Origin of the sequence: Bacteroides faecalis (genome assembly GCF_003865075.1) — a bacterium.
In the GTDB taxonomy this organism is placed as follows: Bacteria; Bacteroidota; Bacteroidia; order Bacteroidales; family Bacteroidaceae; genus Bacteroides; species Bacteroides faecalis.
On record NZ_BHWB01000003.1, the window covers coordinates 538,762 to 562,780 of the forward strand.

Sequence of the window (24,019 nt, forward strand, 5' to 3'; positions counted from 1 at the left end):
ATTTCTTTTATTGTTAAATGATTAAGGTCTGTATGACTGTCCCGAACGGGTCCAGTATCTTTCTATTTCTTCCAGGGACTTGCCGGTGGTTTCCGGCACGAGTCTCCAGACGATGAGCATATAGGGTACGCACATGATGGCGAACAGGAAGAATGTTCCGGCGGGGGTGAGGTTTTGGAGCATCCAGGGGGTGAGTTGTCCGATCAGGTACGTTCCGATCCACAGGGCGAAACCGGCTATGGACATGGCCAGCCCGCGCACTTTGGTGGGGTACATCTCAGAGAGGAGCACGAAGACTACGGCGCAGATGGAGACGGCGCAGCAGAATACGTAGGACAAGAAGAAGGACAGCAGCAACAGGCTGGAGATTCCCAGGGATTCGCCATAGAGGAAGTAGAGGCCGATCAGGAGCAGGCTGATGATCATGCCGGAAACGCCGTAGTAAACAAGGTTTTTACGACCCACTTTGTCGATGATGATGACGGCCAGGACGGTGGTAAGGGTATTGACTAGTCCTACGAGAACTTGGTAAAACAGGGAATCTCCTCCTGAAAGCCCTGCATCTTCGAAGATGGAAGGACCATAATATAGTACGGCGTTCACTCCCATAAACTGCCCTAAAATGGCTATACACACACCAATGATAACCGCCTTAAGAATTCCCGGCTTCATCAGTAATGCCCATTCTGACTTTGTCTCAGAAGTTAGGACTGATTTTGTTTCACTTAATTGACATTTAGCTTCTGAAATCGAGTTATATATTCTCTCTAAAATATTGATAGCTTTTTCCTCTTTTCCTCTGACGATCAACCATCGCGGACTTTCTGGAATAAAGAATATAATAATGAAGAATAGTATAGCTGGTAATGTTTCCATTCCTAACATTCCCCTCCACACTTCAGAAACAAATATTTTATTGAGCCAGGAGATATTCAGTTGAGCACCACCTTCTACCCACGATAATAACTGATAATTGACTAAATAAGCTCCAAGGAAACCAACCGTAACAGCCAATTGATAAAGAGAGACTAAACGACCTCTGTATTGTGCAACCGAAACTTCTGAGATATAAAGAGGAGAAACAATAGAAACAACACCAATACCGACTCCACCTATAATGCGATAAACAACTAACTGTGTAAAGTCAGCAGAAATGGCACATCCCAAAGCTGATGTAGAAAATAATACTGCGGAAATAACCATCGTCATTTTTCGTCCGAGTTTATCACTCAAAATTCCAGCGAAAAGAACACCTATAATAGATCCTACTAAAGCGCATCCTACATACCAGCCTTGTTGCAATGCATCCAATTGGAAAAGTTGAGTCACCTGAGCTATTGTCCCGGATATGACAGCAGTATCATATCCGAACAAAAATCCTCCTAGTGCAGCTACAACCGAAAGGAATATAAGATAACTAAAATTAATGGTAGACTTCATAGCGTGTACTTATTTAATTTCAAAATACTCTCTATATCTATCATACAAATGCCCTGCCTGCAAATAAGCAGATTGAGGACTCATAAAATGAGAGAATTCAAAAGTAATAGCCTTATCGTATCCGGCTCGTTTAGCAGCTTCAAGTTTCATTCGAAGTTTATCAAATTTAATGGGTAGAAAACGAATAAGCATATCACGATCAAGCGTCTCTGCGTTTGTCCAACATTTCATACCATACTTATCTGCTAACTTTTTATTTACAGTAAAGAACTCATCTAATTCATCGTAGTCTATATGACCATCCTGAAAAGCACACGCATCTACCACATCATGAATACCATCAAAAATTTCATTCCATTCCTTTTCGTGTTGTTGCACAGAAACTGCATCTTCCTTGGTCAGTTTATCCGTACCCATAATAGCTTTCTTACCATCAATCCATGGAGAGATGAAAGTCGGGAGACCATTAGAAACATCCTTGCACTGTTTACCCATTGAATGAAAAGCATCAATTGCCCCTTTTGTCGCCCGACTAATTTCTCCACTGATGTACCAGCCACCGAAACTTTTATATTTCTCACCGTACATCTTCCATACTTCATCAATTACATATTTGTTATCCTCAATCTCCCAACTTAAATCTCCAGTATCCCAATAGCGTCCGGAATCATATAGACCAAAATAGAATTTCATTTTATACTTTTCAGCTAAACGCAAATACATATCCACTAAATCTACCGACGGCATATAACATCCTTTCTTCAAAAGATAAGGAGAAGGATAAGTCATAAACTTACGATAACCGGAACGAATCATGATTACTGTATCAATGCCAATTCTCTTCATATACTGAAAATCTCGGTCCCATTCTTTTTCTCCCCAGTTTTGATGAGGAATATCATGAGAAATCTCATCCAAAAATGTTCCGGTTATCTTTAAACCATTATTTTTAGGAACAATTAGTCTACTTTCTAAATTTCCAGCCATATCTGCCGGAGAGGACTCTCTCCTCCCCTCATCATTAGCTGCAAATAATGAAGGGGCAACTAAAGCAGAAGCCCCAGTTAAAGCAGCCTTTTTTAAAAAATCTCTACGATTATTCGTTTCCATAGTTTCAATTTTGTTTTATTTTATATATGTACCCTATTGAATAAACTCTCCAGTAATGTTCACTTGTTTTTGATTGAAAGGGTCTAACATCTGATCTATTAAAATAGCCATTTCTCCTCTCAATATATTTCGTGTCATATTCAAATCCTGTAATTTGAAACTTCTCCAAATAGTCTCCGGATCTGTTGTGATATCCAAGTTTTCTTCATTCGCTATTTCCTGAATAAGTTGAATAGCTTCCTGAATCGTCAGAGTCTCTGCTCCTAACTTTTTCAGTTTTTCTTTTGCAGTAGGATATATATCGGATAAGCCTTCTAATCCTGTTGCTAATAATACAGTATCAGCTTTCAACCAAGTTTGATTGGACCAATCAACATTTTTTCCTACTCCCTTCAATATGCCTGTAACACCAATACGTTGATATGAAGCAAATTTAACATCTGTCACAGGAACATCTAAATAAGGAAGTAAATATCCTTTTGCATTTAAGATAGCATTCTGAACATCACGAACCGGTACTTCACTGATTTTCTGATTATGATTTAACGCCAGTGCCCCCAAAGCACCGGCTGCCTGTCCGATTTGTAAAACGACTGGTTGTAAACGCGTTGCTCCATTAACAATATTAGATACGGAAATTGACTTTTCCGCTACAATCAGTCCTTCCACATTTTGAGGTATTAATGTACCTAAAGGTAGACCAAATGAAGGCACTGGATGAAAATAGAGATTGGGCAATTCTTCATATCCATGATAACGGGCATGATGATGGTCTACCGGATAATCTCCCACCGCGATACAGGTACGATATAATTTCTCTTTCTGCGTATATGGATTTATTATTTGATTCAAATCAAAACGAACCAGTCCATGAATTCTTCTGGATTCTCTATGGTAAGGAATAAAAGGGAGTTTATCTGCTGTAGGAAATTCGTCATCTGCCAAACCTAATGTATTATACCCTAATTCATGTTGTATAAAATAGATAAAACACATTGTATAATGTTTGGCATTCTCCAAAGCATGTGTACGCTCTTCAGGAGTCATTTCAATCAAGTTGATATAATAATCATTTCCTTCTATCGGCCAGTTAATCATATACTTCTGATTCGGAAGTTTTCCGTATGTTATCATCATCTCTTTTGACCAGACACGATCCGGCTCCTTAGGAGTCGTGCATATCGGATTTGCACAGGAACAAGCAAACTCGTTAGGATTGTATCCATCCGGTTTTGGAATAGTAACATCTTTCCCATAATCTTTTAATATTGCAACATAAGTGATATCCTGCACAATATTATTCTTTTCCTCAGGAGCAATATCTTCATGTGTATCTTCGCGGCTTTCCATACCAATATCGTATTTCACTCCACACATTTTAGCCACATCTCCTAGCTCTGTAGCGTCAATCAATATTTTGGCCTGAACGATTTTAATTCCTTCTCCTTCAACACTCACTTTAGCAATCCACTTATCTCCTTCTCTTTTTATCTCTTTAAGATGAGCATGCTTCCATACTTTAAGATTTTTCTCGGCTTCCACCATTTCGTGAAAAATATTATTTCCAACCGAAGGTTCAAAAAGGACTTTACTTACCCAACCTGTATTTAGTGAATCTAATCCACCATAGTATTCAATCAATCTATTCTTAAATTCTCCCCAAATTCCTGCCGGTAAATTATAATTTCCATCTATAGCACTTACACCTGCTGAAGTCAGCATTCCTCCCAGCCAAGCACTTTCTTCTATAACTAAAGTATTTGTACCCATACGCGCAGCCTGTATACCTGAAGTTACGCCACTAGCACCACCACCTATAACAAGTATATCTACATTATTTTCTCCTGAACATGTACACGAGATGGAGGATACCATCAAAAGCATACCATAGAAGATTTGGAAGAGGTTTTTCATTGCAGAATCATTTGGTTACAACGTATCTTAATTAATATCACGCCACAAATATAGACATATTTATTAAATAAACAATAGATAATAAATTATTTTATTATTAAAGTTTATATTAAAAACATATTTCATTAATATAACGAGAATATTTCTCAATCATTAGAGGAAAAACGTCTTTATACCTTAATTATATATATAATATAATCAAGTCACCATTAGTATGTAAACTTTCCTCAACCCTAATATATTAAGATCTACTTCTCCTTCCGATTATAACTTTTCTATTATAAATCCCTGTATTTAATAAAAAAATTAATTATCTTTGTAGACATTACAAAAATGAATAAGACATATGAACCAACAATTCTTGAAAGAAATCGAAATGGGCTCCAAAAGCGCCCTCGTCAAAAAGCGGATTATTACACATTATATATATAATGGTAGTTCTACTATCCCTGATCTTTCAAAAGAGCTGGATTTAAGCGTACCCACCGTCACTAAATTTATTGGTGAAATGTGCGAAGACGGATATATTAACGATTACGGAAAACTAGAAACTAGTGGCGGACGCCATCCGAATCTCTACGGGCTAAACCCTGAATCCGGTTATTTTATAGGGGTGGACATAAAACGGTTTGCAATCAACATAGGGTTGATCAATTTTAAAGGAGATATGATGGAGTTGAAAATGAATATACCTTATAATTTCGAGAATTCGATAGAAGGAATGAATGAATTATGTCGGCACATTCTCAATTTTATAAATAAACTCACAATTAATAAGGAGAAGATTCTAAATATTAATGTAAATTTATCAGGTCGGGTCAATCCTGAATCAGGATATAGTTTCAGCCAGTTTAACTTTGAAGAACGCCCACTAGCAGATGTTTTATCAGAGAAACTTGGTTATAAGGTTACTGTCGATAACGATACGCGTGCTATGACTTATGGAGAATATATGCAAGGCTGTGTCAAAGGAGAAAAAGATATCATTTTTGTAAATGTCAGTTGGGGAATAGGTATCGGAATTATTATTGATGGCAAGGTTTACACTGGAAAGTCAGGGTTTTCCGGAGAATTCGGACATATCAGTGCTTACGATAATGAGATTATTTGCCATTGCGGGAAAAAGGGATGTCTGGAAACAGAAGCTTCCGGTTCTGCTCTCCATCGTATTTTATTGGAACGTATCAAAAATGGAGAAAGTTCTATTCTATCAACCCGAATTTCCTCAGAAGAAGATCCCATTACTCTTGACGAAATTATCGCTTCAGTAAACAAGGAGGATTTATTATGCATTGAGATCGTTGAAGAAATAGGGCAAAAGTTAGGAAAACAAATAGCCGGATTAATCAATATTTTTAACCCGGAATTAGTCATTATAGGTGGCACAGTATCATTGACCGGTGATTATATCACACAACCAATAAAAACTGCGGTACGCAAATATTCCTTGAATTTAGTCAATAAGGATTCCGCCATTGTCACATCCAAATTAAAAGACAAAGCTGGGATTGTCGGAGCTTGTATGTTGGCACGTAGCAGGATGTTTGAAAGCTAAAATAATGTCATCAATCCTTAATACAATTATAGTGACGCTATGAGATAAGTATAGTGTCGGTATATTCTATAAATACTGTCACTATAGTGACTCTATAGTGACAGCATCATAGAACAGTGCTCAAAAAGGCCACTACATTTTAATTAAAGCAAGAAAAAAGACTCCATTTCTTTTTGTTTTTTCAAATAAAGCTGTAATTTTGCACGCCATAAACGAGAGACAATGCCGCTATAGCTCAGTTGGTAGAGCAACGCATTCGTAACGCGTAGGTCGCCAGTTCAAGTCTGGCTAGCGGCTCTCAAACGGAAACCTTTTAATTCTCTTATATTTAGGAGTTTAGGTTCCCGCTATTTATTTACGAGATCTTCAATTTATAGATTAAAAAAAAGGAAATATTGTCCACCAGTGGACAAAACGACTTATCCAAAACTTATCCTTTAAATTTTAATCTATTATGGCAACTCTTAAACTAACTATTTTCAAAGCAAAAGTTTTAAAGGACGGGAGGCATAAAATAAGAATAGCCGTATGTCATAAGAAAGAGACATGTTATATTGTAACGCGTTTCATTATTGACAACTTGTCGCAGTTTAAAAATGGGCAAGTAACAAAGCGTCCTGACGCTTCAATTATTTGCTCTAAAGTAAAAATCACTTTAGGATATTCTGCTTCTTCCAAACCTGTACGGATGTCAACAAACCAGCTTTCTTTATTCTCACTAATGATCGCATTCTCAAAACCTTCTACTGTTTTTCCTATAATTGTTTTCATGATTGTTCATTTATTTAAATTATATTCATTCACTATACTCCAGTCGAAATGAGGATATTCCGCAATTGTTACATAGACTGGATGTCCTTGCGCGGATATAGCTGCGTAATGCTCAACATCGCTCAGATCATTAGCTGTCACACCGATTACACTACCTATACCTTTCAAAGGTATATCAAAACAAATTTCTGCCGAGAACTTGTGCTTAGGACTTCTTAGACTGTTAGTATTCATAATCTATTTTTTAGTTGTTAATACTTTGTTTCTTATTTTGATGTTACAAAGATTTATTGTATGGCCGATGATTTTTGCAAGGAATTTGCATTGCAACAGGAAAAATATATGATTGAAGACAAGAAGCGGAAGCATCGCAACAAGCCCAACTGCATGAATGACGCTGAGGTTATGGTTATTCTTATTGTGTTCCACTCCAGTGGTTTCCGCTGCTTCAAGCATTATTACAAGGAGTATATCTGCAAACATCTGAAGCACCTGTTTCCGCGCCAGGTATCCTATAGCCGTTTTGTGGAACTGGAGAAGGAAGTACTGCTTCCTCTGGTCATTTTCATCAAGAAAATCCTGCTGGACACCTGTACCGGCATCAGTTTTGTTGACTCCACCCCTTTACGTGTCTGTCGTAACCAAAGGATTCTGATTCATAAGACATTTGAAGGGATTGCCGAGCGTGGAAAATGTTCTATGGGCTGGTTCTTCGGGTTCAAACTGGATCTGATAATCAATGATAAGGGTGAGATTCTTAATTTCACGTTTACACTTGGAAATGTAGATGATCGGGAACCATTGAAACGGGGCAAATTCCTGGAGAACATCAAAGGAAAACTATGCGCAGACAAGGGATATATTGGCCAGGCTCTGTTCGAAAATCTCTTTCTTAACGGTATCCGGCTTGTTACCAAAGTTAAAAACAACATGAGAAACTCCCTGATGAGTATAGCTGACAAGATTCTGCTCAGAGAAAGAGCCTTGATTGAGACGGTCAATGACGAATTGAAGAACATTGCACAGATAGGACACTTCAGACATCGTTCGTTCTGTAATTTCATTGCCAATGCATTGTCAGCTATCGCAGCATACTGCTTTTTTGAGAAGAAACCCGCCATTGATGTAAAATTCATCAATAACAGGCAACTCGCTATTTTCTGATTTTATTTTGAACTCACATTATTTTAAGCTAAACTCCTACATTACAGCTTTTATCAATCCATTTACACTTTTTGTTCCCATGAATATTTGTATATCAGCACATCTTATTTTATCTTTGTGCACATCTTAACAAAAGAAGTTAATCACGACAGAATAGCCTATGTAGTTAAGAGATCAATTCACAATAACTGATGTAGAACAAAAAATCAAGATTTATGATAGCTCGTATTTTCGCAATGGTTGTAGCAGGTATTATCATAGTATACCTAGTTCGTTTTATAGACAATTTTATGTCAAGAAGACGTTTTAAATAAGTGGTGTTTTAAACAAATAATGAAACGAAGTAAAAAAAGAAAAACATCTACAAAAAGTCCACATTCCAATTATAAATTAGGATGTATACTTACAATCATAGTTCTTATTCCCGTCTTGTATGGAATATATCTATATTGTCAGCAACAACCTAAAGTTATCCAACAGGAAAGTAAGCAACAAATTATCAATAACTCTTATCAAGATCTTGATAAAGAAGGCTTAGAATTACCTATTTCATTAACACCCCGGCAAGAACAAATAATCCATCACACAGGCTACACTGTTTCTTATAACAAAGACTTAAGACTTCCCAACTGGGTTTCTTATGAATTAACTCGTAAAGAATCACAAGGGAAAGAAAAAAGGAACGATCGTTTTATTGTTGATCCATTAGTGAATGGCCCGATTGCAACTAATGCTGACTACACTCGATCTGGCTTCGACAAGGGGCATATGGCGCCTGCTGCAGATATGAAATGGAGTCCTATAGTTATGAAAGAATCTTTTTATTTTAGCAATGTGTGCCCACAACATCCTCAATTAAACAGAAGAGGATGGAAAAATTTGGAAGAAAAAATACGAGACTGGGCTATAGCAGACAGTGCAATTATCATCATCTGTGGTCCTATCGTAGAAAAAAATGCTAAAACAATTGGAAAAAATAAGATAGCAATACCAAAGCAATTTTTTAAAGTTGTTCTCTCTCCTTTTGCAAAACCTATGCGTGCCATTGGTTTTATCTTCAACAATGCACAAGCATTAAATCCTCTTTCTACATATGTTGTAACAGTAGATAGCGTTGAACAACTTACCGGTATGGATTTCTTTGCACCCTTGCCTGATGAAGTAGAGAATAAAATAGAGGCATATGCTAATTATCGCGAATGGCCAGAATAATCTATTTAAAATCCTTCTATCTTTGTCGCATAAAAAAAATAACGTCTTACAAGATGAAGAAAATAATTCTATTTACGGTACTGTTAGGGACAATCCTTCTTTGCACAATTACAGGAGGGGCAATCTATTATTATTTATTTGCCCCACAGTTTCATCCTCCAAAAAACGCTTATATATATATAGATCGTGATGACACCACTGACTCAATATATACTAAGATAAAACAAGTAGGTCATGTCAATAGCCTCAAAGGCTTCGATTGGATGGTGAAATATAAAAAACTCAATCAAAACATTCATACAGGACGCTATGTTATCCGTCCGAATGACAATGTATACCATGTTTTTAGCCGTATTTCCAGAGGATATCAAGAACCTATAAATCTCACAATTGGAAGCGTTCGTACCATGGACCGACTTGCTCGAAGTGTAGGTAAACAATTGATGATCGACTCTAGCGAAATAGCTAAACTATTGTTTGATTCTACCTTTCAACAAAAGATGGGTTACAACGCTGAAACTATGCCATGTCTTTTCATACCCGAAACTTATCAAGTCTACTGGGATATGAGTGTTGATGAATTCTTTCAACGTATGCAAAAAGAACATGAGCGCTTCTGGAACAAAAATCGCCTATCCCAAGCCACAGCCATTGGGATGACACCATCAGAGGTCAGCACACTGGCATCTATTGTCGAAGAAGAAACCAATAACAATCAAGAAAAACCAATGGTGGCCGGTTTATATATCAACCGCCTACAAGCTGATATGCCTCTGCAGGCAGACCCTACCATTAAATTTGCTTTGCAAGATTTTGGTTTGAGACGCATTTCTAATGAAAACCTGAAAATAAATTCACCATATAATACTTACATAAATACCGGACTTCCTCCTGGACCTATCCGTATCCCCTCTAAAAAAGGGATAGACAGTGTATTAAATTACACAAAACACAACTACATATACATGTGTGCAAAAGAGGATTTTTCGGGTACTCACAATTTTGCTTCTAATTATGCTGATCATATGGCAAATGCTAGAAAATATTGGAAAGCACTGAATGAAAGAAAGATTTTCAAGTAAATTTGTGATAAAACGAGATGAAAAGGCTATCTTTGTCCAATAGAATAACAAACTGTGATCAACACTAATAAAAGAAATTATATATGAGCAAGCAACTCTTACTTGGCGACGAAGCCATTGCACAAGCAGCATTGGATGCCGGACTTTCAGGTGTGTATGCCTATCCGGGAACTCCTTCAACTGAAATTACTGAGTATATTCAAATGGCTCCTATTACAAGCGAGCAGAACATACATAGCCGCTGGTGTACCAATGAAAAAACAGCAATGGAAGCTGCATTAGGTATGTCTTTCGTTGGAAAACGGGCATTAGTTTGTATGAAACATGTAGGAATGAATGTGGCAGCCGATTGTTTCGTTAATTCAGCAATGACAGGAGTAAAAGGGGGATTAATAGTAGTAGCAGCCGATGATCCTAGTATGCACTCTTCCCAAAACGAACAAGACAGCCGTTTTTACGGAGATTTTTCACTTATACCGATGTACGAACCTAGCAACCAACAGGAAGCATACGACATGGTGTATGATGGTTTTGAATTCTCTGAGAAATTAGGTGAACCGGTTTTAATGCGAATGGTAACTCGTCTTGCCCACTCTCGTTCCGGAGTAATACGTAAAGATCAGAAGTCTCAAAATAGTATTGCTTTCAGTGATGATCCCCGCCAATTCATTTTATTACCAGGAATTGCACGTAAACGCTATAAAGTATTACTTGCACGCCAAGATGAATTCATCAAAGCATCTGAAGAATCACCATACAACAAGTATATGGATGGACCAAACAAAAAGTTGGGAATTATAGCTTGTGGAATTGGTTATAACTATTTAATGGAGAACTATCCCGAAGGATGCGAATATCCGGTGTTAAAAATCGGACAATATCCTTTGCCCAAAAAGCAACTTCTCCAATTAGTTGAATCTTGTGATGAGATTCTGGTATTGGAAGATGGCCAGCCATTTGTTGAAAAGCAATTAAAAGGTTATTTAGGTATCGGTGTTAAAGTCAAAGGACGTTTGGATGGTACTCTTTCTCAAGATGGAGAATTAAATCCGGACTCTGTAGCACGAGCAGTTGGCAAAGAAAATAAATCAGAATTTAGTATACCTTCAGTAGTGGAAATGCGTCCTCCTGCACTTTGTGAAGGTTGTGGGCACCGTGATATGTATATTACACTTACCGAAGTTCTTAAAGAAGAGTATCCTTCTCACAAAGTATTCAGTGATATTGGATGTTATACTTTAGGAGCCAATGCACCTTTCAATGCCATCAATTCATGTGTAGACATGGGCGCTTCTATTACTATGGCAAAAGGTGCTGCTGATGGAGGTCTTCATCCATCTGTAGCCGTAATAGGTGACTCTACGTTCACTCATTCAGGCATGACAGGATTATTGGACTGTGTTAATGAGAACGCAAATGTCACTATCGTTATATCCGACAATGAGACTACTGCAATGACCGGTGGTCAGGACTCTGCCGGTACTGGACGTATCGAAGCTATATGTACAGGTTTGGGAGTAGATCCTGCCCATATCCGTGTAGTTGTTCCATTAAAGAAAAACTACGAAGAGATGAAACAAATTATACGCGAAGAAATTGAATATCGCGGAGTATCCGTTATCATCCCACGAAGAGAATGTATCCAAACATTAGCACGCAAAAAAAGAAGTAAATAAGCCATGAAAAAAGATATTATATTATCGGGAGTAGGTGGACAAGGTATCTTGTCTATCGCTACAGTTATCGGAAAAGCAGCCTTAAAAGAAGGACTTTACATGAAACAGGCAGAAGTACATGGAATGAGCCAACGTGGTGGAGATGTTCAATCTAACCTTCGTATCAGTGACCAACCTATTGCTTCAGATTTAATTCCTTCCGGGAAATGTGATCTCATCATTTCATTGGAACCAATGGAAGGTTTGCGTTATCTCCCCTACCTCCATTCAGAGGGATGGTTGGTTACTAACGAAACTCCGTTTGTTAATATACCGAATTATCCGGAAGAAGATAAAGTGATGGCAGAAATCAATAAATTACCAAAAAAGATTGTATTGAATGTAGACAAGGTTGCCAAAGAAGTAGGCTCTATCCGGGTTGCTAATATGGTATTACTCGGAGCAACCATTCCTTTCCTTGACATCGCTTATGGGAAAATACAGGATAGCATCCATGAGATCTTCATACGAAAAGGAGAGGCAATTGTTGAAATGAATTTAAAAGCATTAGCTGCCGGCAAAGATATTGCAGAAAAACTAATGCAATAACTATCATTGTTATGAATACACAATACTGGGAAGAAGAAGTAGAAACCATGAGTCGTGAGAAGTTGAATGAACTACAACTTCAACGTCTCAGGAAAACAATCAGTATAGCTGCAAATGCTCCATATTATAAAAAAGTTTTCAACAAACATGGCATCACTGCAGATAGCATACAAACATTGGACGACATTCGTAAATTACCTTTTACGACGAAGGCTGATATGCGTGCTCACTACCCTTTTGGATTGGTGGCAGGCGACATGAAAAACGATGGGGTACGTATCCACTCTTCCAGCGGTACAACCGGAAATCCTACAGTCATCGTACATTCACAGCATGACCTTGATTCTTGGGCAAATCTGATAGCTCGTTGTCTCTATATGGTTGGCATTCGAAAAACTGATGTATTCCAAAACAGTTCCGGATATGGTATGTTTACAGGAGGATTGGGCTTCCAATATGGTGCCGAACGTCTCGGTTGCTTAACAGTACCTGCCGCAGCCGGAAACAGTAAACGTCAGATTAAGTTTATCAATGATTTCAAAACAACAGCCTTACACGCAATCCCAAGTTATGCGATTCGCCTTGCTGAAGTTATCCAGGAAGAAGGACTTGATGCTGCAGGTACAACATTAAAAACATTGGTTATTGGTGCTGAGCCTCACACGGATGAACAACGCCGGAAGATAGAAAAGATGTTAGGAGTAAAAGCATACAATAGCTTTGGCATGACGGAAATGAATGGTCCCGGTGTCGCTTTCGAATGCCAGGAACAAAACGGAATGCATTTTTGGGAAGATTGTTATCTTGTGGAAATCATTGATCCTGAAACTGGTGAACCTGTACCAGATGGAGAAATTGGAGAATTAGTACTCACCACATTAGATCGTGAAATGATGCCTCTAATTCGTTATCGTACCCGAGATTTAACCCGCATTCTTCCAGGTAAATGTCCCTGTGGTCGTACTCATTTACGTATTGATCGTATCAAAGGTCGTAGTGATGATATGTTCATCATAAAAGGAGTCAATATCTTCCCAATGCAGGTTGAAAAAATCTTAGTACAGTTCCCTGAACTTGGTAGTAACTACCTCATTACATTAGAGACTGTTAATAATCAGGATGAAATGATTGTTGAAGTTGAATTAAGTGATCTGTCTACAGATAACTATATTGAACTGGAAAAAATTCGTAAAGAAATAACTCGACAATTAAAAGATGAAATACTTGTTACTCCTAAAGTAAAACTAGTAAAAAAAGGCTCTCTTCCGCAAAGTGAAGGGAAAGCTGTACGAGTGAAAGATTTAAGAAATAACCAATAGTATTTAATTTATCGGTGTGCTAATATGCCAATTTATACTGCTTCAACAGTCATAGGCATATTAGCACATTATTAATTCATATATCATGCAATTATTAAAGAAAAGAATCCTACAAGATGGAAAATGCTACGAAGGAGGTATCCTGAAAGTAGATGGTTTTATTAATCACCAAATGGATCCTGTACTGATGAAGTCAATCGGAGTTGAGTTTGTCCGCCGTTTCGCAGCGACCAACGTCAATAAGATTATGACTATTGAAGCAAGTGGCATTGCTCCTGCTATCATGACAGGTTATTTAATGGATCTCCCTGTTGTGTTTGCCAAAAAGAAATCACCTAAAACCATCCAAAATGCTTTGAGTACTACCGTACACTCTTTCACCAAAGATCGTGACTACGAAGTAGTAATAAGTGCCGATTTCCTTACTCCTAATGACAATGTGCTCTTTGTCGATGATTTCCTCGCGTATGGAAATGCAGCGTTAGGCATTCTTGATCTTATTAAACAATCTGGAGCCAATTTAGTCGGAATGGGATTCATTATTGAGAAAGCCTTTCAAAATGGTCGAAAAATGCTAGAAGAAAAAGGAGTACGTGTAGAAAGTCTAGCAATCATAGAGGATTTATCCAATTGTAGCATAAAAATTAAGGATTAATACTGATTGGGATTGAAATAATGCCCTTTTCCTTTGGTCCTTTTTCCATATTGCACCGCTTGTTGGGGACAAACGTGGTAGCATGCCAGACAAGAGGTGCAATTTCTTCCCCAAACAGGTCTTCCATCTTGCATTAAAATATTATCCACCGGACAAGATTTTTCACAACGTTTACACCCAATACACTTATCTGTCGTCCAAAAGTTCTTAGGGGACATTTGAAAGCGATTAAATAATGGATTAATAATTCTAGTCTTAATATAAGGAATACTCCCCTCTTTACAAAAGAATACAGCCTCTTTTCTATTTATCAATTCATTAATTCTATTGAGTTCTCCAATAGCATTCTCCAGCTTTTTCTCTTCCAGTTCCTTACTATCGACATCAAATCCGGGAAACAATACATAATTATTAGGCATAATCACAGAAAAACCGGCATGACATTTCCATCCCTTCAGTGACAAAGCTTTCATAAAAACTTGTTGAGTAAGCCCAATATCATCACCACAAGAACATACAAAAAAAAGATATTGCCCCTGATAGTTCTCTAATGACATTTGCTTGATAAAATGCAATACAATTTCGGGAGGAGCCCAAGAATAAATAGGAAAGACAAAACCAATCTTCTCATCCTTTTCCAAACAGAATTCCATATTCCCGTCTTTCAAAACTTCAGGAATAAAAATTAAATCTTCTTGTTGATTACTGGATAATTGATCAGCAATCCATTTAGAGTTGCCTGTACCAGAGAAATAAAATATCATAGGAAAGTATATAAAAAAGCCGCATCGACGATGTGATGAAACTCTGATAAAACAAGATTTGAGTGCCCGTCCCCTTTGTAATCCACCGGCTTAAAGCTGTCCCGAAGGATGTGGCCCGCCATTGAAGATCGAAGCTTTCTCGGTATATCAGATTAATTTGAAGAGTTTCCCGATCCAGTCGATACGGCTAATATTTTAGTATCACAAATGTAATAACATTCTATGAGAATAACAAGAAAAAAAGCATTTTTGTTGCCTATCTAATATTTTTTAAAATCTTTTTTCTCTCTCCCATAAAAGGAAAGTGTCAGTAATCTAATAGAAAACTGACACTTTGTAAATCATAAACTGCTGAAACTTAAGCAGCTTTCGCCTTTGCAACTACAGCTTTGAAAGCTTCCGGATGGTTCATAGCTAAATCAGCTAAAACTTTACGGTTTATTTCAATACCGGCCTTATGCAAACCACCCATCAATTTAGAATAAGACATCCCTTCTAGACGTGCAGCAGCATTGATACGTTGTATCCAAAGAGCGCGGAAGTTTCTTTTCTTGTTTCTACGGTCACGGAACGCGTAAGTCAAACCCTTTTCCCAAGTGTTTTTAGCTACGGTCCATACATTTTTTCTTGCACCAAAGTAACCTTTGGTCAATTTCAAAATTTTCTTTCTTCTTGCTTTTGAAGCAACATGATTTACTGATCTTGGCATAGTTTTACTTTTTTAGAATGTTAGCGCCGTTACTTCACGCAACGAACTTTAGGCTAATGCATTCGGTTAATACTTTAATAATACTTTGTACGCTTTTGATTACTTCATTGCTAAGAGTTCCTTAACCTGGCTTACATTTGTTGCATCAACAGTTGTAGAGTAGCACAGATTTCTTTTTCTCTTCTTAGTTTTCTTAGTCAAAATGTGACTGTGAAAAGCGTGCTTTCTTTTGATTTTACCTGTTCCGGTAAGGGTAAACCTTTTTTTAGAACCGGAGTTAGTCTTCATCTTTGGCATCTTACTTATTTTTAAATTATTAAATATATAATGGCAACGCACTATACCTGCGCGTTACGCATTCTTTCTTATTATTCGTCTTCTTCAGACTGCTCTGCTTTCTGTGCAGGAGCAACAGACTTCGGAGACATAGACTTTTTAGGAGCCTCTCTCTTTTTGGGAGAAAGCTGAATAGTCATACGCTTACCTTCCAAAATAGGCATCTGATCTACTTTTGCAAAATCTTCAAGGTCATTGGCAAAACGAAGTAATAATACTTCTCCCTGTTCCTTGAAAAGGATTGAACGGCCTTTGAAAAACACATATGCTTTCACTTTATCTCCGTCTTCCAAAAAACCTTTTGCATGCTTCAACTTAAAGTTGTAATCATGATCATCAGTCTGAGGACCGAAACGGATTTCCTTTACATTCACCTTCACCTGTTTAGCCTTCTGTTCTTTCTGACGCTTCTTTAACTGATAAAGAAATTTAGAGTAATCAATAATACGACAAACAGGGGGTTGAGCATTGGGTGAAATTTCCACTAAATCCAATTCTTTCTCTTCAGCCATTTTCAAAGCCTGGAAAATAGGATATACTTTCGGTTCGCTATCATCGCCCACAATGCGGACTTCCTTGGCACGAATCTGTTCATTGATTCTATATTGCCCTTTTAAAGTGTCATTCTTCATTAAAAACGTTTACTTCCTAGTTTGATCTTTTTATTGTTTACTTATTATTTATCATGAAACGGCTGCAAAGTTACCATTTATTTATCATATTTTGAACTTCTTCATTCAGAATTTTAGCAAATTCTTCATATTTCATGGTTCCTTTGTCTCCTTCGCCTTGTCTACGAACAGCAACTTCACCATTTTCTGCTTCTTTTTCGCCGACAATCAGCATATAAGGAATACGTTTCATTTCATTATCACGAATCTTACGACCTATCTTTTCATTTCTATCATCAACAATTGCACGAATCTCATGTATTTTCAGATACATTTTTACTTGCTCTGCATATTCATTGAACTTCTCGCTAATCGGTAGAATAGCAACTTGTTCAGGAGTCAACCATAACGGAAACTTACCGGCAGTATGTTCAATCAACACAGCTACAAAACGTTCCATAGACCCGAATGGTGCACGATGGATCATTACCGGACGATGTTTCAGATTATCAGAACCCATATATTCCAATTCAAAACGTTCCGGCAAATTGTAGTCCACCTGAATAGTACCTAACTGCCAACGACGACCGATAGCATCCTTCACCATAAAATCAAGTTTAGGACCATAGAAAGCTGCTTCACCATATTCAATCTTAGCAGGTAAGCCTTTTTCCTCACAAGCCTCAATAATAGCTTGTTCTGCTCTTTCCCAATTTTCATCACTCCCGATATACTTTTCACGATTCACTTTATCACGTAAAGAAATCTGAGCTTCAAAATTAGCAAAGTTCATTGAACGGAAAACAATTGAAATGATATCCATTACGCGAAGGAATTCATCCTTTACCTGGTCCGGACGACAGAAAATATGTGCATCATCCTGTGTAAAGCTACGTACACGAGTTAATCCATGTAACTCACCACTTTGCTCATAACGGCAAACTGTACCAAATTCTGCGATACGCAATGGAAGATCTTTATAAGAACGCGGAAAATTCTTATAAATCTCGCAATGATGCGGACAGTTCATCGGTTTCAAGAAATACTCTTCCCCTTCTTCCGGAGTATGGATAGGCTGAAAAGCATCTTTACCATATTTTGCATAGTGACCAGAGGTTACATAAAGCAATTTATTGCCAATGGGCGGAGTTATTACTTCTTGATAGTCATAACGTGTCTGAATACGACGTAAGAAATCCTGCAAACGCAAACGCAAAGCAGTGCCTTTTGGCAACCACATCGGAAGCCCCTTACCCACTGTTTCAGAGAACATAAACAACTGCATTTCTTTACCAATCTTACGATGGTCACGTTTCTTAGCCTCTTCCAATAAAGTCAGATATTCATCCAACATTTTCTTCTTAGGGAAGGTGATACCGTAGATACGAGTTAGCATTTTACGGTCTTCATGACCACGCCAATATGCTCCGGCCACAGTTGTCAGTTTTATAGCTTTAATCGGCGCAGTTGTCATCAAGTGAGGACCACGACAAAGATCAGTGAATGTACCCTGAGTATAAGTAGAAATACGTCCATCTTCCAATTCGGAAATCAATTCACATTTGTATGTTTCACCACGATCACCAAACATTTTCAATGCATCCTCTTTAGAAATGCTTTTTCTTACTACTGCTTCTTTTTTAGCAGCCAATTCCATCATTTTAGCTTCGATGGCAGGAAGATCATTTTCCTTAATAACAGTCTCCCCCGGATCTACATCGTAGTAAAAACCATTTTCAATGGCAGGTCCGATACCAAATTGAATACCCGGATAAAGTTCTTGTAAAGCTTCTGCCAACAAGTGAGCACTCGTATGCCAAAATGCATGTTTTCCTTCTTCATCATCCCATTTATAAAGAACAAAGTTAGCATCTTCATTAATAGGACGTCCTAAATCATAAATTTCGCCATTTACTCCACAGGCCAAAACATCCTGTGCCAAACGCGAACTGATACTTTCTGCAATCTGCAAACCGTTCACTCCTTCGTTATATTCACGAACAGAGCCATCGGGAAACGTTATCTTTATCATAATATGATGATGTTATATTTTCATAATTTGAACGCAAAAGTAACTAAATCTTTTGAGTTTTCTCTTTTTTATCAAAAAAATGTTATTCCGATTGTTCTGTAAAACGCTTGATTACATTATATGCAGACACAATACCAAGTTCACCAGCTTTACTCAAATCGGAAATACCCAGTTTATTATTACCTAAGAAAATATGAGTTAATCCACGGTTAAAGTAAGCATCTGCAAAGTCCGGATTCAGTTCGATCGCTTTATCGTAATCAGCCATTGCAGCACGATAGTCTTTCAACATTGCCGAAATATTGGCACGATTATAATAAGCATATACAAAATCCGGAGCTAAAGAAATAACCTTATCTAAATCTTTTTTCACTATCTCATAATCCACTGCACCAATTTCTTTAGTTGTATTACCACCAGGCAAATCTGAATCATTAGCTTGTTCTGCCTTCAGATATTCCAATTGTTTACAGCGAATCAAAGCACGCATAAAATAAGCCGGGAAGAACTTCTCATCCAATAGGATCGATTGTGTCAAATCAGAAACAGCACTTGAGAAATCCTGCACTAAATAGAAATCAATTGCACGAGCAAAACGTTTTGCTGCACTTTTATCATCTTCTACAATAGCTGAAGTATGCGTATCAATCAAAGCGAAATGAAATTTGACTTGTTCCTCAGACAATGGAGACTCCATATTTGTTATGAGAAGACGTTTGGGAAGTATTCCCGAACGATTCATATCATCAATAAACTTATGGAAATTCACAGAACGTTTTACATCACTCATTTTTTCATAATAAGTCAAAGCAAACAACGGTTCCAATTTAATATTCACATTCTTATCCTGCACACGTCCACGATAATCGCTTGTATAACGTTGATCTGTCTCCGAATCATCAGCAATTACTATCTTACGATAGTTATTCATATTTTTATCAGACTTCTTACGAGTTTTATCTTCTGTATCCTTATCCTCTTCTCCTTTATTTTGAGCAACGTCTTTACTTACCACACCGTTATGTTTATCTAATTGAGCTTTTATGACCTTAAACTCATCCTGTTCAGCTCCTTTACGATCTCCAATTTTTTTACGTGCCTCCGAACGTTGGTAATACCCTGCCAAAAAATTAGGATATTGATCGATAACTGTTGTATAATCCTGGATGGCTCCATGATAATCCCCTATTTGAGCACGTAGCAGGCCACGATTGAAAACAGCCATCATATTATCCGGTTCCATCTGAACTACAAAATCAAAATCCTCAATAGCCCGATTATCATCCCCGACTCGTGCACGCAACAAACCACGATTATAATGACCAATAAAGTTGTTAGGATCAATATCCAACGCCAAATCATAGTCGCTCATCGCACCTCTCAGATTATTCTGATGGAAACGCGCCAAGGCACGATTTATATAATTTCCTGCATTTTTTGCACTCAAATGAATCGCACGATCAAAATCAGATTCTGCTTCAGCATATTTTTCTTGTTGTAATTGAACAATTGCTCTGGCAGCCCAAGCATCGGGATCATACTTATCTAACTCTAAAGCCTTATTAAAGTCACTCAAAGCAGCAATTGTATCTTTTTGTTGCAAAAAGACCTCTCCTCTCATAAGATATGCTCTGGTATAACGTGGTGCAACCTTCATCAAACTTTCCAAATCATCTCTAGCTGCATCATAGTCCTTCTTTTGCATATGGGATAATGTCAGATTGTGCCACAAAGAAATATTCTCTGGATCGTAATGTAAAGCCTGCTTATAATCTTCGATTGCCCCATCAAACTTACTCTGACGAATACGTGCCAAACCACGAATTTGGTATGCTCCTACAACGAAGGGATTACGTTGGATAGCAGCATCGCAGTCCGCTTCAGCCCCTTGAAAGTCCTCCAGATTAATCTTTGCTAAAGCTCTGAAAAAATACGGTTCATACAGATAAGGTCTAGCATTAATTACCTGATTGAAATACTGAATAGAAAGCACATAATCCTCAAAATAAAGTGCATTCCGTGCGATAGTCATCACCCGTTCTGTATTAATCTGAGCATATACTAATGTGGGAAACAGTAATAAGACTGTTAGTATTCTTTTAATCATCGGCATTTTATACTTGTAAACGTAGCAAAAATAATGCTTTTAGTTTACTTAACAGGGATATAAACGTTTTTTATCTTTATTTCACCTGTTTCATCTTATAAGAGCTACGTGCTTTTCCTTTCAGCATCGTATTCAATTTTCCCTTTATCATTTGCTTACGAAGCGGAGAAAGATGATCAATGAACATTTTACCATCTAAATGGTCAAATTCATGTTGCATCACACGAGCCAAATACCCCTCTATCTCTTCATCATGTTCTACAAAATTCTCATCCATATATTTTACGCGAATTTTATTACCGCGCTTTACACTTTCATGAATACCGGGAAGGCTTAAACAACCTTCTTCCATACTCACTTCTTCACCTCCTACCTCTAAAATATGAGGATTAATATACGCCTTATTAAAATCTTTAAATTCCGGGTAATCCTCAGAAAGTGGATCTAATGTAATTGTAACGACCCGAATCGGAAGACCAATCTGTGGTGCAGCCAATCCTACACCGTCAGCGTTTACCATCGTTTCAAACATATTTGCTATAAGCTCTTTCAAATTCGGATAATCCGGTGTTATGTCCTCTGCCACCTTTCTCAATACAGGCTGACCATATACATAAATAGGTAAAATCATATTTTATAATCTACTAAAAATTAAGTTACTCTTTTTAATTAAAAACGTTTACTCTCCAAATATGTTTGCAAAATAATAGTTGCACTAATCTCATCAACCAATGCTTTGTTCTGCCGATCTTTCTTCTTCAGTCCGGCTTCCAGTATTGTACGATGAGCCATAACAGAAGTAAAACGCTCGTCTACATATTCAACAGGCATATCAGGCAATTTTTTCTTGAGGGCATGCACAAATGGCTCAATATTCTTCATGTTCTCCGAAGCTTCATTGTTCATTTGCTTGGGAAGCCCTACGATGATACGCTCAACTGGCTCCTTCGATACATAATCTAGGATAAACGTCAATAACTGATGCGTAGGTACTGTCGTTAAACCATTAGCAATCATCTGTAAAGTATCGCTAACTGCTATCCCTGTACGCTTTCTACCGTAATCAATGGCTATTATTCTACTCATAATGGGTTACAAAAATACGATTTATATTCGAATTCCATCCTTATTCAAATCAAATAATAACAAAAAAGGGTGTCCGACATTGTCAAACACCCTTTCATTATAGAGTTTATTACTTTTAATAACCCTTATTCAAGAATTACTACGCGATTCAAGAAGTTCTTACCGAACATATTGTCAGTACCACCGTAACCGATAACTTCAAGTTGATCTTTGTTTACGCCTTCTTTAACCAAAGCATCATAAACTGCCTGAGCACGCTTATCAGCTAATTTCTTATTCAAAGCAACGCTTCCGGTAGCCTTATCAGCATAACCAGCAATCTTGTACTTCTTATTCGGATTTTCCTTCATAACCTTAGCAGCTAATTTAAGATTAACCAATCCGTAATCATCAATAGTAGCCTTACCAATTTTGAAGAAGACAGCACGAGGACCTGGAACCTGAACAGTCTTAACAACTTCTCTCACTTCTGGTTTTACATTAGCCAAAGCTCTCTTAGCAGCATCTAAATCAGCTTTTGCTTTTTCCAACTGGCTTCTATAGCGATTAACCTCATCATTGATCGCATCCTGATCAACTCCGTTGCAAGAAATAAACTTCTTGCCACCGAAAGTATAAGTTACACCAGCAGTCAAAGAAACAGCACCATCAGTATAAGCATTGCTATATTTACCAAAGATAGAAGGAGAAACCTCACCTCTAGCTTCAATATTAATATCCCAATAGTCATTTATATTGAACTGTCCCATCAAACCAACAGAACCATTAATCAATGCATTCAACTTATCTTGGTCACCATAAGTCTTAGCAAATGTCAAACCAGGACCTGCAAATACAGATAATGTAAACAAACGATCTGGGTTATAGCCACAAATAGAATTAGAAAGGTTATACAAAGCGTCTGCACGCAATGTAAAATACTTCTTATTCTTAATCTTGTACCATGTAGTCTGATTACCAACAACGGTTTCTACACCATTCAAGTGTTTAGAGTTTAATGTACTCCACAAGCCTGCAACTTGTCCGCGGAATCCCCATGTAGGATTGACCCATTTACCCAGTGAAACATGGATCAGCGGTGTAATAGCCTTACCCAAGCCATAGTCACTGTTATCCGGATTTACACAAACCTGAGCTCCTCCACCAACACTGATAAAGATATTATCTTTGAATCTCTCGCTGGTGAATTTCTCTTTAGTCTGTGCGTTTGCTGTAACAGCAGCACCCGCCAACAGTAAAGATAATATTACTAACTTACTTTTCATTGTTTTCTTAGTTTTAAATCGTTTAACTCTTTTATCTTATTTGTCCCAACCCACTTACTTCAAATAAATCTTATAAGCAAGTCCACCGGTAAAATACTTCATTCTTTGCATTTCTACCTGCAGATGCAAGTGGTTGAAAAGCAAATAGGTAGCACCTAACGCAAAATCTTTTGAATCATATTCTGCAATCAATCTCAAATCCGGTGCAAATGTTGGATTATAACTAATACCTGCTGCGATTCCATTCAGCTTATACTCCAATCTTTTATTATATAAATAAGAAAGGTGTATTCCAATCTCTTCCTTTCCGATAGAAACATGCTTTGTTGCTGCAACATAAAAGCGGCAAAAATACCCATTTCCCGAAGTGGAATTAATCACATCGCCGGAGGAAGTAAAAGGATCCGAAGTTCCAAATACCACAGCTGGCATATATTTCCAAAATTGTCCTTCTTTCAAAGCTCGCAATCGAACAGAAAAATATCTATCCTGATTCGTAAAACCTGTGTAACCATAAGGTTTTAACCCTAATGCTTCCGCTTTAAAAAGTGTACACGTATATGCCACTTCTAACCAAGGGAAGAAAGTTACTGTTGTTGAGAGAGATAGTATCATGTGTATCT

General features: G+C 37.5%; 23 protein-coding genes and 1 tRNA gene. 9 read left to right on the top strand and 15 right to left on the bottom strand.

Going from position 1 to position 24,019, the window contains the following annotated elements; genetic code table 11:
* Positions 1–21 precede the first annotated feature (21 nt).
* Genes EJF25_RS07775 through EJF25_RS07785 form a run of 3 tightly spaced genes read right to left on the bottom strand, consistent with a single transcriptional unit; the run spans position 22 to position 4,464 of the window.
* The gene (locus tag EJF25_RS07775; RefSeq protein WP_125040768.1) at positions 22–1,440 is read right to left on the bottom strand and encodes a sugar porter family MFS transporter; all 1,419 of its coding nucleotides are present in this window, start codon (positions 1,438–1,440) and stop codon (positions 22–24) included.
* 9 nt (positions 1,441–1,449) lie between these two features.
* A complete protein-coding gene (locus EJF25_RS07780) occupies positions 1,450–2,550 on the bottom strand; it encodes a DUF4434 domain-containing protein (RefSeq protein WP_125040769.1) in 1,101 nt (366 codons plus the stop codon).
* Positions 2,551–2,583: 33 nt separating this feature from the next.
* On the bottom strand, positions 2,584–4,464 hold the full coding sequence (locus EJF25_RS07785; protein WP_125040770.1) for an FAD-dependent oxidoreductase: 1,881 nt from the start codon (positions 4,462–4,464) through the stop codon (positions 2,584–2,586).
* 346 nt (positions 4,465–4,810) lie between these two features.
* Between EJF25_RS07785 and EJF25_RS07790 the strand changes: the two genes are divergently transcribed.
* Together EJF25_RS07790 and EJF25_RS07795 are read left to right on the top strand one after the other, a co-directional pair.
* Positions 4,811–6,019, top strand: a complete 1,209-nt coding sequence (locus EJF25_RS07790) for an ROK family transcriptional regulator (RefSeq protein WP_125040771.1) — start codon at positions 4,811–4,813, stop codon at positions 6,017–6,019.
* Positions 6,020–6,243: 224 nt separating this feature from the next.
* Positions 6,244–6,316: transfer RNA gene (locus EJF25_RS07795), tRNA-Thr, on the top strand.
* A gap of 252 nt (positions 6,317–6,568) precedes the next feature.
* Here EJF25_RS07795 and EJF25_RS24850 read toward each other — a convergent pair.
* Both EJF25_RS24850 and EJF25_RS07805 read right to left on the bottom strand, forming a co-directional pair.
* Entirely contained in the window at positions 6,569–6,790 is a 222-nt protein-coding gene (locus tag EJF25_RS24850; RefSeq protein ID WP_160119390.1) for a hypothetical protein, read from the bottom strand.
* Between the two features lie 6 nt (positions 6,791–6,796).
* A complete protein-coding gene (locus EJF25_RS07805; RefSeq protein WP_125040772.1) occupies positions 6,797–7,024 on the bottom strand; it encodes a hypothetical protein in 228 nt (75 codons plus the stop codon).
* A 60-nt stretch (positions 7,025–7,084) separates the two neighbouring features.
* Between EJF25_RS07805 and EJF25_RS07810 the strand changes: the two genes are divergently transcribed.
* From EJF25_RS07810 to xpt, 7 genes are all read left to right on the top strand, one after another.
* Positions 7,085–7,954, top strand: coding sequence for an IS982 family transposase (locus EJF25_RS07810; protein ID WP_125040773.1), 870 nt, complete (start codon positions 7,085–7,087; stop codon positions 7,952–7,954).
* Positions 7,955–8,287: 333 nt separating this feature from the next.
* Entirely contained in the window at positions 8,288–9,166 is an 879-nt protein-coding gene (locus EJF25_RS07815) for a DNA/RNA non-specific endonuclease (protein WP_125040774.1), read from the top strand.
* 53 nt (positions 9,167–9,219) lie between these two features.
* Positions 9,220–10,248 carry an endolytic transglycosylase MltG gene (mltG, locus tag EJF25_RS07820; protein WP_125040775.1) on the top strand — a complete coding sequence of 343 codons (1,029 nt, stop codon included), beginning with the start codon at positions 9,220–9,222 and terminating at the stop codon, positions 10,246–10,248.
* Positions 10,249–10,331: 83 nt separating this feature from the next.
* Positions 10,332–11,924, top strand: coding sequence for a thiamine pyrophosphate-dependent enzyme (locus EJF25_RS07825; protein WP_125040776.1), 1,593 nt, complete (start codon positions 10,332–10,334; stop codon positions 11,922–11,924).
* 3 nt (positions 11,925–11,927) lie between these two features.
* Positions 11,928–12,512 carry an indolepyruvate oxidoreductase subunit beta gene (locus EJF25_RS07830; protein ID WP_125040777.1) on the top strand — a complete coding sequence of 195 codons (585 nt, stop codon included), beginning with the start codon at positions 11,928–11,930 and terminating at the stop codon, positions 12,510–12,512.
* An 11-nt stretch (positions 12,513–12,523) separates the two neighbouring features.
* A complete protein-coding gene (locus EJF25_RS07835) occupies positions 12,524–13,831 on the top strand; it encodes a phenylacetate--CoA ligase (protein WP_125040778.1) in 1,308 nt (435 codons plus the stop codon).
* An 85-nt stretch (positions 13,832–13,916) separates the two neighbouring features.
* A complete protein-coding gene (gene xpt / locus EJF25_RS07840) occupies positions 13,917–14,486 on the top strand; it encodes a xanthine phosphoribosyltransferase (protein ID WP_125040779.1) in 570 nt (189 codons plus the stop codon).
* Here the strand turns inward: xpt and EJF25_RS07845 are convergent.
* From EJF25_RS07845 to EJF25_RS07890, 10 genes are all read right to left on the bottom strand, one after another.
* The gene (locus EJF25_RS07845; protein ID WP_125040780.1) at positions 14,483–15,250 is read right to left on the bottom strand and encodes an EFR1 family ferrodoxin; all 768 of its coding nucleotides are present in this window, start codon (positions 15,248–15,250) and stop codon (positions 14,483–14,485) included. The two genes, xpt and EJF25_RS07845, sit on opposite strands and share 4 nt — an antisense overlap.
* Positions 15,251–15,608: 358 nt before the next feature.
* Entirely contained in the window at positions 15,609–15,959 is a 351-nt protein-coding gene (gene rplT / locus EJF25_RS07850) for a 50S ribosomal protein L20 (protein WP_125040781.1), read from the bottom strand.
* 99 nt (positions 15,960–16,058) lie between these two features.
* Positions 16,059–16,256, bottom strand: a complete 198-nt coding sequence (gene rpmI, locus EJF25_RS07855) for a 50S ribosomal protein L35 (RefSeq protein WP_002561639.1) — start codon at positions 16,254–16,256, stop codon at positions 16,059–16,061.
* A 71-nt stretch (positions 16,257–16,327) separates the two neighbouring features.
* The gene (infC, locus tag EJF25_RS07860; protein WP_125040782.1) at positions 16,328–16,927 is read right to left on the bottom strand and encodes a translation initiation factor IF-3; all 600 of its coding nucleotides are present in this window, start codon (positions 16,925–16,927) and stop codon (positions 16,328–16,330) included.
* 70 nt (positions 16,928–16,997) lie between these two features.
* Complete coding sequence (gene thrS, locus EJF25_RS07865; protein ID WP_125040783.1) at positions 16,998–18,938, bottom strand: threonine--tRNA ligase; 1,941 nt, start codon at positions 18,936–18,938, stop codon at positions 16,998–17,000.
* 82 nt (positions 18,939–19,020) lie between these two features.
* The gene (locus EJF25_RS07870; RefSeq protein WP_125040784.1) at positions 19,021–21,045 is read right to left on the bottom strand and encodes a tetratricopeptide repeat protein; all 2,025 of its coding nucleotides are present in this window, start codon (positions 21,043–21,045) and stop codon (positions 19,021–19,023) included.
* Between the two features lie 76 nt (positions 21,046–21,121).
* On the bottom strand, positions 21,122–21,676 hold the full coding sequence (gene def, locus EJF25_RS07875; protein WP_125040785.1) for a peptide deformylase: 555 nt from the start codon (positions 21,674–21,676) through the stop codon (positions 21,122–21,124).
* Positions 21,677–21,714: 38 nt separating this feature from the next.
* On the bottom strand, positions 21,715–22,131 hold the full coding sequence (ruvX, locus tag EJF25_RS07880; RefSeq protein WP_125040786.1) for a Holliday junction resolvase RuvX: 417 nt from the start codon (positions 22,129–22,131) through the stop codon (positions 21,715–21,717).
* A gap of 125 nt (positions 22,132–22,256) precedes the next feature.
* The gene (locus EJF25_RS07885) at positions 22,257–23,396 is read right to left on the bottom strand and encodes an OmpA family protein (RefSeq protein ID WP_025075622.1); all 1,140 of its coding nucleotides are present in this window, start codon (positions 23,394–23,396) and stop codon (positions 22,257–22,259) included.
* A gap of 54 nt (positions 23,397–23,450) precedes the next feature.
* A partial coding sequence (locus tag EJF25_RS07890; protein WP_125040787.1) for a YjbH domain-containing protein occupies positions 23,451–24,019 on the bottom strand: 569 nt, incomplete at its 5' end.